The organism is Rhodococcus sp. ENV425 (assembly GCF_002887785.1).
GTDB lineage: Bacteria > Actinomycetota > Actinomycetes > Mycobacteriales > Mycobacteriaceae > Rhodococcus > Rhodococcus aetherivorans.
In genome coordinates, this window is record NZ_PCZU01000268.1 from 1 (window position 1) to 9,196 (window position 9,196).

Below are 9,196 nucleotides of genomic sequence, written 5' to 3' on the forward strand. Positions count from 1 at the left end.
GGCCCGCCGCCGTGCAGAACCGGAGCCGGGCCGCGCGACGTGGCGTAGGTTCGGCGGGGGAGGACACCCCACGACGAAGGGACCGATCGATGCCCACACGTACCGCTCGCACCGCCTGGAACGGTGGCCTGCAGGACGGCGCCGGACAGGTCGAACTCACCAGCTCCGGCCGCGCCACGTTCGACGTCTCGTTCCCCAAGCGGGCCGCCGAGGACGCCGGTGGCACCACCAGTCCGGAGGAGCTCATCGCCGCGGCACACTCGTCGTGCTACGCGATGCAGCTCTCGGCGCTGATCGCCGAGGCCGGCGGCACGCCGCAGAGCCTCGACGTCACGGCCGACGTCTCGCTCGGCCCCGACCCGGACGGCGGTTTCCGGCTCACCGGCATCAAGCTGACGGTGCGCGGCGAGGTCGACGGCCTCGATGCCGACGGGTTCGCGAAGGCCGCGCAGGGTGCCAAGGAGGGCTGCCCGGTCAGCAAGGCACTGACCGGGGTGGACATCACGCTCGACGCGGCACTCGAATCCTGAGCGATTCCACCACCGCGGGTGCGCACCCGCTGCGGCGACGACCGTGTCGTCCCCGGCACCCGCGCACCCGCGGTGTGGGTCACCGTCCGGCGAGCGCGTCGAGGTAGCGGCCCATCATCCACCGCTGAGCGAGCGGCAGGACCGGCGCGCCGAGGCGGGGGAACCATCGGCCGGGGCGGGAGACGGCGCTGATGTGGCCGAACACCGCGCCGTCGGGCCGTCGCTCGACGACGAACGCCTCCTCACCGCTGACGGGGTGACCGTCGAGGGTGCCGTACGCGAAACCGCGGCGATCCGGCTCGTCGACGACGTAGACCACGCGGCACCACGCACCCCAGCGCGCCGGACCGAACCGTGGATCCAGCCGTACCTCCAGCCCCGCCCGCGGCCGCGGAGTATTCGCATCGACGCGAAACCCCGCATGCCGCTGCATGTTCCAGCTTTCCAGTGCCCGAACGGCGGTGCGGAACGCGACGTCGCCCGAGCCGAGGCGGCGGGTGAGGTGCGCGTGCCGGAACCCTGCCGGAACCCTGCCGCGCGTGGCGCCGACGTGCGGGTAGTTGAAAGAGCGCTGCGCGTTCACGGCGGCGCGCTCAGCCCTGATCGGTGTCCTCGCCGGCGGCCTTGACGTCGAGCACGACCTCGAATTCGAGCAGCGACGCCCCCGACGCGACCGGCCGCTTCGCCTCACCGGCGTGCGCCTGCCGGGCCGGGCCGTCCCGCCACGCCGCGAACGCCTCCTCCGACTCCCACTGGGTCACCACGAAGTAGCGCGTCTCGCCCTGCACCGGCCGCAGGAGCTGGAAACCGAGGAAGCCCGGCGAGTTCTCCACGGTGTGCGCGCGATGCGCGAAGCGCGTCTCCAGTTCCGGGCCCGCGCCCTCGGGGACCTCGATTGCATTGATCTTCACCACTGCCATGGCGGCGAGCGTACTCCGCTACCTTGGCGGTTGTGTTGCACGACGAAGGTGGTTCCGGGCGGCCGATCCTGCTGCTGCACGGCCTGATGGGCAGCTCCCGCACGTGGCGCCGGCAGTTGCCGTGGCTGCGCGCGCACGGCCACGTCCACACCTTCGACGCCGCCGGCCACGGCCGTCCCGCCCCGGATCGGCTCACCACCGAGGCGTTCGTCGCAGACCTCGCCGCGCACCTCGACGGCATCGGTGAACCGCTGGTGGTGATCGGGCACTCGATGGGCGCCCTGCACGGGTGGTGCTTCGCCGCCGCGCACCCCGGCCGGGTGGCCGCGCTCGTCGTCGAGGACATGGCCCCCGACTTCCGGGGCCGCACCGCGGCGGACTGGGCCGCGATGATCGCGCGGTGGCCGCAGCCGTTCCCGGACGAGGAGGCGGTCGTCGGTTACTTCGGCGACGTCGCCGGGCGGTACTTCCTCGACTCCTTCGAGCATCGGGCCGACGGCTGGTACCTGCACGGCGAGGTGGCCACCTTCCGCGACATCTCCGAGGAGTGGGGCGCCCGGCACTTCTGGGACCAGTGGCGGTCGATCTCGGTGCCTGCCCTGCTCGTCGAGGGGGAGTTCACCATCACCCCGGATGGACAGATGCGGCGGATGGCCGACGAGCACCCCGGGGCCCGGTACGCCCGGATTCCGGGCGCAGGGCACCTGGTGCACGACGAACGCCCCGACGAATACCGCGCCGAGGTCGAACGATTCCTCCGTACCCTCGCCTGATCACGCCTGGCCGGCGAGGCCTTCGCCGGCGAGCGCGAAACGTCCGTCGTCGGTCTGTTCCACGAGACCGTCCACGAGCAGCGAGTGCAGCGCCCGGTCGCGCTGCCCCGGATCCGTGAGCCACACCCGGTCCAGCACCGGCCGCTCGACCGGGACGTCGCTCTCGCGCAGTACGGCCATGAGCTTGCCCCGCACCTGACGGTCGGTGCCCGTGAACTTCTGCACCCGTCGCGGCGGGCCGTCGTGGGCGGGCCGGCCGGCCTCCACCCATGCGCACCGCGGCAGCGGGCACCGGGCGCAGTCGGGCGAGCGGGCCGTGCAGATGGTCGCACCGAGTTCCATCAGGGCTGCGGAGAACGTCGCCGCCCGCTCGCGGGTTCGCGGCAGGAGCGATTCGACGTCGGCCAGGTCCCGGGTGACCGACGGATTACCGGGTTCGGCGGCACCGTGCACCGCCCGCGCGACGACGCGACGGACGTTCGTGTCCACCACCGGGACGCGCCGGCCGTACGCGAAGCAGGCGACCGCCCGCGCCGTGTACGCGCCGATGCCCGGCAGCGACAGCAGCACGTCCACGTCGGCAGGGACCACGTCGCCGTGCTCGGTGGCCAGGACCCCGGCGCACTCGTGCAGCCGCAGCGCCCGGCGCGGATATCCGAGCCTGCCCCAGGCGCGCAGGACGTCGGCCTGGCTCGTCGCGGCCATCATCGACGGCACCGGCCACCGCTGCACCCACTCCAGCCAGATCGGTGCCACGCGGGCCACCGGCGTCTGCTGCAGCATCACCTCGCTCATCAGGATCTGCCACCCGGTGACGCCCTCCTCGCGCCACGGCAGATCCCTCGCCTCGGCGGCGTACCAGCGCAGCAGGGCGGTCGCATCGACCGGCATCTCTCACATCCTCCCGTCCCGTTGTCGGCCCGATTTAGCCCCGCGGTAACTCCACCGAGCGGGATGCGTCACAGTAAGGGATGGATAATGCCCTTATGCCTAACTCCAACCCCATATCCGCGTGGAAGGCCCTGACCGAGGGTAACCAGCGTTTCGTCAGTGGTACCCCGCTGCACCCCAGCCAGGGCATCGACCACCGTGCCACCCTCGTCAACGAGCAGCACCCCATCGCGGTGCTCTTCGGATGCGGCGACTCGCGGGTGGCCGCCGAGATCATCTTCGACCAGGGCCTCGGCGACATGTTCGTCGTGCGCACCGCCGGACACGTGATCGACAGCGCGGTGCTCGGTTCGATCGAGTACGCGGTCGGCGTGCTGAACGTGCCGTTGATCGTCGTGCTCGGTCACGACAGCTGCGGCGCGGTCAAGGCCACCCTGGACGCCCTCGACAAGGGAGACATCCCGCCGGGATTCATCCGGGACATCGTCGAGCGCGTCGCGCCGTCGATTCTCATGGGCCGCAACGACGGGCTGTCCACGGTCGACGAGCTCGAGGGCCGCCACGTGGTGGAGACCGGGAAGCTGCTCAGCCAGCGGTCCCAGATCATCGCCGAGCGCATCGCCAAGGGGCAGTGCGCCATCGCGGGCGTGACCTACAAGCTCTCCGACGGTCACGTCCAGTTGCAGGGACACGTCGGCGACATCGGTGTGACCGTCGACTGACGCGACACGCCGACTTCGGTGCGGCGACGCCTCGCCGGTGGCACATACCGTGTGAGGCGTGCTTGAACCGACCGGGCCGCTGCCCCCCGAGATCTACTGGCGTCGACGCGCGCTCGCCGTGGGTGTCGGCGTGGTCGTGCTCGCGCTCGTCGTGTGGCTCGTCCTGTCCCTGACCGGCGGGGGCGACGACCCGGAGCCCGACCCGGCGGCCGCCGGCGTCCTGACGTCCGAGACCAGCACCACCCGCACACCCACCAGCAGCACCGGGAGCGAGGAGGCCGACGGCGTCGCCGCCGCCGGCCCCGGCGGGTCCTCCGGAGGCTCCGATTCGGGGTCGTCGCAGTCGGGGTCGTCGCAGTCGAGCACGACGTCGGGGTCCGCCGGGTCCTCGAGCTCCGCGGCGGCGAGTGCGTCCGCCGTCGCGGCCGGGCAGTGCCCGGACCAGTCGCTCGCCGTGCGGGTGACCGCGGACCGGCCCAACTACCAGGTGGGCGAGGAGCCCGAGTTCACCATCGTCATCACGAACATCGGCACGGCCGCCTGCGAGCGCGACCTCGGCGCGGGCCTGCAGCAGGTGCTGGTCTACTCGCTCGACGGCAGCCGGCGGTTGTGGGCGAACACCGACTGCTTCCCCGAGTCCACCGCCGATGTGCGCAAGCTGGCCCCGGGTGACCAGGCCGCCTTCGCGGTGAAGTGGTCCGGAACGACCTCCGAGCCCGGTTGCCAGGCACCGCGGGAGCGGGTTCCGGCCGGGGCCTACACGGTGGTCGGCCAGCTCGGGGGCCTGCGCAGCACGCCGGAGCCGTTCAACATCGCCTGACCGGCCGACACCGCCCGACCGGCGCGCCGCCGTGCTCGCGGATCAGTCGTACGGGCCGCTGATGGACGATTCCGCCAACCGCGACAGCCCTTCGCGGATGTAGCGGGCCCACAGCCCGCCGATGCCCTCCACGGACTGCAGGTCCGCCGCCGTCGCCGCCAGCAGGCCCTGCAGGCTCCCGAACGAGCCGACCAGCCGATGGATCTGCGACGACTGCAGCCGCGGCACCCGATGCAGCACGCGGTAACCGCGCGGACTCGTCGCCGCGTCCAGCGCCTCGATCGTGCCCGGATACCCGAACACGCGCGCCAACGTCGTCAGATCCAGCAGATCGACGTCGGTGAGCCGGTCCAGCGCGGCGAGGGTCTGCTCGACGGCGACGAGCTGCGGCGCCTCGGTGCCGGCCAGATAGTCCCGCACGATCAGCTGCCGGGCCAGGTCGTTGTCGCCCACCAGCTCCTCGAGCTGCAGTGCCAGCTGCCGCCCGTCGGTGCCCAGTTCGAGCACCTCCTGTTCGATCTCCACCGAGACGCGGCGCACCATCTCGAGCCGCTGCGCGACGGTGAGCGCGTCGCGCAGCGTCACGAAGTCCTCGATCTCCACCACCGACAGCTGCCGGGTGACCTCGTCCAGCCGCGACTTGTAGCGCTCGAGCGTCGCGACGGCCTGGTTGGCGCGGGAGAGAATGGTCGCCGAATCGTTGATCACGTGCCGCTGGCCGTCGACGTAGACGGTCACGATGCTCATCGACTGGCTCACCGACACCACCGGGTAGCCCGTCTGGATCGCGGTGCGCTCGGCGGCGCGGTGCCGCGTGCCGGATTCGACGGTGGGGATCCGGTGATCGGGTACCAGCTGCACGTTGGCCCTGACGATGCGGCCGCCGTCGGTGGACACCACGACCGCTCCGTCCATCTTCGACAGCTCCCGCAGCCGGGTGGGGGCGAACTCCACGTCCAGCTCGAAGCCGCCGTCGCACAGCGCTGCCACGTCGTCGTCGAACCCGAGAACGATCAGGCCTCCGGTGCGGCCGCGCAGGATGCGCTCGAGTCCGTCGCGCAGGGCGGTGCCGGGCGCGAGCCGGGCGATGGTCTCGCGCAGCGTCACGGACGGTGCCACATCGGTCATCGATGGATCCTTCCCGTGTCCGGCCGGTGCGGCGAACGTCACTTCGTGTCGGTCCGCCGGGTGGAGCCGACCGAACCGCCGACTAGATTACTGCCCCATGAGCGGTACCTGGACCCTGCCCGACGACCTCACCCTTCCCAAGCTTCCCGACGACCATCCCGGGGCAGGCGCGCCGATTCCGTCCCATTGGAGCAAGTGCTTCGGCTGCGGCGACGACCAGCCCGCGGGAATGGCGATGCAGTTCACGTTCGGCGAGGGTCTCGAGATCACCGGCATGCTCGACGTCGCGAACCGCTACCAGGGCGGTCCCGGCTTCATCCACGGCGGGATCCTGAGCACGGCGTTCGACGAGGCGCAGGGCATGGCATGCATGGTGCTGCGCCGGCCCGTCGTCACCGGCCACCTGCAGATCGACTTCGCCAAGCCTATCCCGCTCGGGTCGGTGCTCGAGCTGCGCGCCCGGATCGACGGGACGGTGCGCCGCAAGGTGTACACCAGCGCGGAGGCCCGCATCGTCGAGGGACCGTTCGCCGACCCGGACGTCGTCGTCGCGACGTCGCGCGGGTTGTTCCTCACCGTCGGCGCGCAGCACTTCGACAGGGCCAAGGACTTCGTCGACGGGGTACCCAGGTCGCCGCACGGCACCTCGTCCGTGTAGCCGCCCCGGTCACTCCGGCAGGAGGGGCACGGCCGGGTGCGGACGCCGGCCGAGCAGCGAGGCCGACGTGAGCGCCCGCGTGCCGAACCGGCCGTGCACGTCGTCGAGCACGACGTCCAACGCGTGGCGGTCGACGGGCGGATGGCCGGCCGCCGCACCGTCGGAGGCCGGTTCGTCGAACGGCAGCTCGAGCTGTTCGGTGTCCGCGGAGTCGAGATTCGACACGGCCACGCCGATCAGGGTCAGCCCCCGATCGGCGACCAGCGGCCCCGCTTGCGCCAGCAGTTCCCGCGCGGCGCCGAGGACGACGTCCGTCCGGGCGGTGGGTCCGCGCAGCGTGTGCGACCGCGTCACCCGCGTGTAGTCGGCGAAGCGCAGGCGCAGCACCACGGTGCGACCGGGCCGCCCGGCCGCGCGCATGCGGCCGGTGACCCGTTCCACCAGCATCCGCAGCGTCCCGTCGACCTTCTCGGGATCGTGTCCGGCGGCGCTGCGGGGCCGGCCGAGGGCGTGCTGCGCGCCCATGGACCGGCGCCGGTGGTGGGGGCGGACCGGTCTCGGATCGTGCCCGTGGGCGAGCGCATGCAGGTGACGTCCCATGGACGTGCCGAGCAGGGCGACGAGCTCGACCTCGCTCTCCCGCGCCAGGTCGGCCACGCGACGGATGCCGTGCGCGTGCAGGGTCGCGGCGGTGACCTTGCCGACGCCCCACAGGCGTTCGACAGGCAGCGGGTGGAGGAACTCGAGTTCCCGGTCGGGAGGCACCACCAGCAGCCCGTCCGGCTTGGCGACGCCGCTCGCGACCTTCGCGAGGAACTTGGTCCGGGCCACCCCCACCGTGATCGGCAGCCCCACCTGTTCGGCGACGTCGCGCCGCAGCCGGGCCGCGATGTCGGCCGGGGTGCCGCCGATTCGCCACAGCCCGGCGACGTCGAGGAAGGCCTCGTCGATGGAGACGGCCTCGACGAGCGGCGTGGTCTGCTCGAACGCCGTGAACACGGCGCGGCTGGCCCGCGCGTACGCGTGCATGCGCGGAGGAACGACGATCGCCGCCGGGCACAGGGCGCGGGCGGCGCGCCCGGGCATGGCCGTCGCGACGCCGCAGGCCTTGGCCTCGTAACTGGCGGCGAGTACGACGCCACCCCCGCCCACGATCACGGGCCGGCCGCGCAGGCCCGGGTCGTCGCGCTGCTCGACGGATGCGTAGAACGAGTCGAGATCGGCGTGCAGGATGGTCGCGTGACCGGACACGAACACATGTTCGCATCCGGTTCCGACACGTCTACATGCCCAGCGCGGCGAGCGCCTGGCCGACGTTGCCGACCTCGATCGGATCCCCGTCGGAGGCCGGGGACCGCGACGTGCGGCCGCCCACCGGGGCCGCCGCGGGTTCGTGCGGCACGATCGCGCGGGTGAATCCGAGCCGCCCCGCCTCCGCGATGCGCCGCCCGACCCCGGTGACCCGGCGGACCTCGCCGGCGAGGCCGACCTCGCCGAGCAGCACCGTGCCCGGCGGCAGAGGGCGCTCACGTGCGGCCGACGCGACCGCCAGGGCCAGGGCCAGGTCCGCGGCCGGATCGGTGATGCGCATGCCGCCGACGGTCGAGGCGTAGACGTCGCACTTGCCGAGCGGCAGCCGGCATCGCCGCTCGAGTACCGCCAGCACCATCGCGACCCGTGCCGCATCCAGGCCGCTGACCGCGCGCCGGGGTGCGGGGTTCTGCGTCGGCACCACCAGCGCCTGCAGTTCGCCGAGCAGCGGCCGCTTGCCGTCCATGGTGACGGTGACGGCCGTGCCGGCCACTTCCTCGGTCCGATGGTGCAGGAACAGGCCCGACGGGTCGCTGACACCGACGATGCCGCCCTCGGTCAGTTCGAAGCAGCCCACCTCGTCGGCGGCACCGAAGCGGTTCTTCACCCCCCGCACCATGCGCAGGGTGGAGTGCTTGTCGCCCTCGAAGTGCAGCACCACGTCGACCAGATGCTCGAGCGAACGCGGACCCGCCACCGCACCGTCCTTGGTGACGTGCCCGATGAGCAGCACCGGGACGCCGCTGGCCTTGGCGAGCGAGGTCAGCGCGCTGGTCACCGCCCGGACCTGGGTGACGCCGCCGGACACGCCCTCCACGTCGGCGGCGAGCATCGTCTGCACGGAGTCCACCACCAGCAGCGTCGGCTTGACCCGCTCGATGTGTCCGAAGATGGTCGCCAGATCCGACTCGGCGGCGAGGAAGACGCGTTCGTGCACCGAACCCGTGCGGTCGGCGCGCAACCGTACCTGTCCCGCCGATTCCTCCCCGGTGACGTAGAGGGCCCGGTCGTCGCTGCCGCGCCGCGCCCAGCGGTGGACCACCTCGAGCAGCAGGGTGGACTTGCCGACGCCGGGCTCCCCGGCGAGCAGCACCACCGAGCCGGGAACGACGCCGCCGCCGAGCACCCGGTCGAGTTCCTCGATGCCGGTGGGCTTCGCGTGGGTGGTCCGGCTGTCGACGAGGGTCAGCGGCGTGGCCGGGGTCGTGGGGAGAAGTGCCGCGGCCCCGGCGCGGGCGAGCGAGGTGCCGGGCCGCGACGCCACCGCGGCAGGCAGGGCCGGCGCCTCGTCCATCGAACCCCACGTCCCGCAGTCGGGGCAGCGGCCGACCCATTTCGCGACGGTGTGCCCGCAGTCGGTGCAGCGGTAGATCGACTTCGTCTTTGCCACCACGTCAGCCTAGGGCCGGGGGCCGACACGAGAACGGGGCCCGGGGCGAGCGG

Annotated in this window: 11 protein-coding genes; 5 read left to right on the top strand and 6 right to left on the bottom strand. The window is 72.5% G+C overall.

Translation table 11 applies throughout. The annotated features are described in order from the left end of the window. Positions 1-89 precede the first annotated feature (89 nt). Positions 90-530, top strand: a complete 441-nt coding sequence (locus CQZ88_RS24150; RefSeq protein ID WP_006947898.1) for an OsmC family protein — start codon at positions 90-92, stop codon at positions 528-530. A gap of 79 nt (positions 531-609) precedes the next feature. Here the strand turns inward: CQZ88_RS24150 and CQZ88_RS24155 are convergent, their stop codons facing one another. Both CQZ88_RS24155 and CQZ88_RS24160 read right to left on the bottom strand, forming a co-directional pair. Beyond that, a complete protein-coding gene (locus CQZ88_RS24155; RefSeq protein WP_102800430.1) occupies positions 610-1,113 on the bottom strand; it encodes a DUF1990 family protein in 504 nt (167 codons plus the stop codon). 10 nt (positions 1,114-1,123) lie between these two features. Then, positions 1,124-1,450, bottom strand: a complete 327-nt coding sequence (locus CQZ88_RS24160) for an antibiotic biosynthesis monooxygenase (protein ID WP_006947900.1) — start codon at positions 1,448-1,450, stop codon at positions 1,124-1,126. A 32-nt stretch (positions 1,451-1,482) separates the two neighbouring features. On the opposite strand from CQZ88_RS24160, the gene CQZ88_RS24165 reads away from it, so the two are divergent. Next, positions 1,483-2,223: an alpha/beta fold hydrolase gene (locus CQZ88_RS24165; protein WP_006947901.1), complete on the top strand. Its 741-nt coding sequence runs from the start codon at positions 1,483-1,485 to the stop codon at positions 2,221-2,223. On the opposite strand, the gene CQZ88_RS24170 is transcribed toward CQZ88_RS24165, so the two are convergent. Next, positions 2,224-3,114: an A/G-specific adenine glycosylase gene (locus tag CQZ88_RS24170; protein ID WP_029540757.1), complete on the bottom strand. Its 891-nt coding sequence runs from the start codon at positions 3,112-3,114 to the stop codon at positions 2,224-2,226. A gap of 95 nt (positions 3,115-3,209) precedes the next feature. Here CQZ88_RS24170 and CQZ88_RS24175 point away from each other — a divergent pair, with 95 nt between their 5' ends. Together CQZ88_RS24175 and CQZ88_RS24180 are read left to right on the top strand one after the other, a co-directional pair. Beyond that, positions 3,210-3,836 carry a carbonic anhydrase gene (locus CQZ88_RS24175; protein ID WP_006947904.1) on the top strand — a complete coding sequence of 209 codons (627 nt, stop codon included), beginning with the start codon at positions 3,210-3,212 and terminating at the stop codon, positions 3,834-3,836. Between the two features lie 58 nt (positions 3,837-3,894). Further along, positions 3,895-4,656, top strand: coding sequence for a hypothetical protein (locus CQZ88_RS24180; RefSeq protein ID WP_029540760.1), 762 nt, complete (start codon positions 3,895-3,897; stop codon positions 4,654-4,656). Between the two features lie 42 nt (positions 4,657-4,698). On the opposite strand, the gene disA is transcribed toward CQZ88_RS24180, so the two are convergent. Continuing rightward, entirely contained in the window at positions 4,699-5,784 is a 1,086-nt protein-coding gene (gene disA, locus CQZ88_RS24185) for a DNA integrity scanning diadenylate cyclase DisA (RefSeq protein WP_006947908.1), read from the bottom strand. A gap of 97 nt (positions 5,785-5,881) precedes the next feature. Here disA and CQZ88_RS24190 point away from each other — a divergent pair, with 97 nt between their 5' ends. Further along, positions 5,882-6,442 carry a PaaI family thioesterase gene (locus CQZ88_RS24190; protein WP_029540763.1) on the top strand — a complete coding sequence of 187 codons (561 nt, stop codon included), beginning with the start codon at positions 5,882-5,884 and terminating at the stop codon, positions 6,440-6,442. Between the two features lie 9 nt (positions 6,443-6,451). On the opposite strand, the gene dinB is transcribed toward CQZ88_RS24190, so the two are convergent. Both dinB and radA read right to left on the bottom strand, forming a co-directional pair. Continuing rightward, positions 6,452-7,699 (bottom strand): DNA polymerase IV, encoded by a 1,248-nt coding sequence (gene dinB / locus CQZ88_RS24195; protein WP_029540766.1) that lies wholly within the window; start codon positions 7,697-7,699, stop codon positions 6,452-6,454. Between the two features lie 25 nt (positions 7,700-7,724). Further along, on the bottom strand, positions 7,725-9,143 hold the full coding sequence (gene radA / locus CQZ88_RS24200; RefSeq protein ID WP_029540768.1) for a DNA repair protein RadA: 1,419 nt from the start codon (positions 9,141-9,143) through the stop codon (positions 7,725-7,727). Between the last annotated feature and the right edge of the window lie 53 nt (positions 9,144-9,196).

What these genes read in the sequence shown, in the direction of transcription:
- CQZ88_RS24150 (WP_006947898.1), top strand. Translation starts at nt 90, where the DNA reads ATGCCCACACGTACCGCTCGCACCGCCTGGAACGGTGGCCTGCAGGAC.
- CQZ88_RS24160 (WP_006947900.1), bottom strand. Translation starts at nt 1,450, where the DNA reads ATGGCAGTGGTGAAGATCAATGCAATCGAGGTCCCCGAGGGCGCGGGC.
- CQZ88_RS24170 (WP_029540757.1), bottom strand. Translation starts at nt 3,114, where the DNA reads ATGCCGGTCGATGCGACCGCCCTGCTGCGCTGGTACGCCGCCGAGGCG.
- CQZ88_RS24175 (WP_006947904.1), top strand. Translation starts at nt 3,210, where the DNA reads ATGCCTAACTCCAACCCCATATCCGCGTGGAAGGCCCTGACCGAGGGT.
- disA (WP_006947908.1), bottom strand. Translation starts at nt 5,784, where the DNA reads ATGACCGATGTGGCACCGTCCGTGACGCTGCGCGAGACCATCGCCCGG.
- CQZ88_RS24190 (WP_029540763.1), top strand. Translation starts at nt 5,882, where the DNA reads ATGAGCGGTACCTGGACCCTGCCCGACGACCTCACCCTTCCCAAGCTT.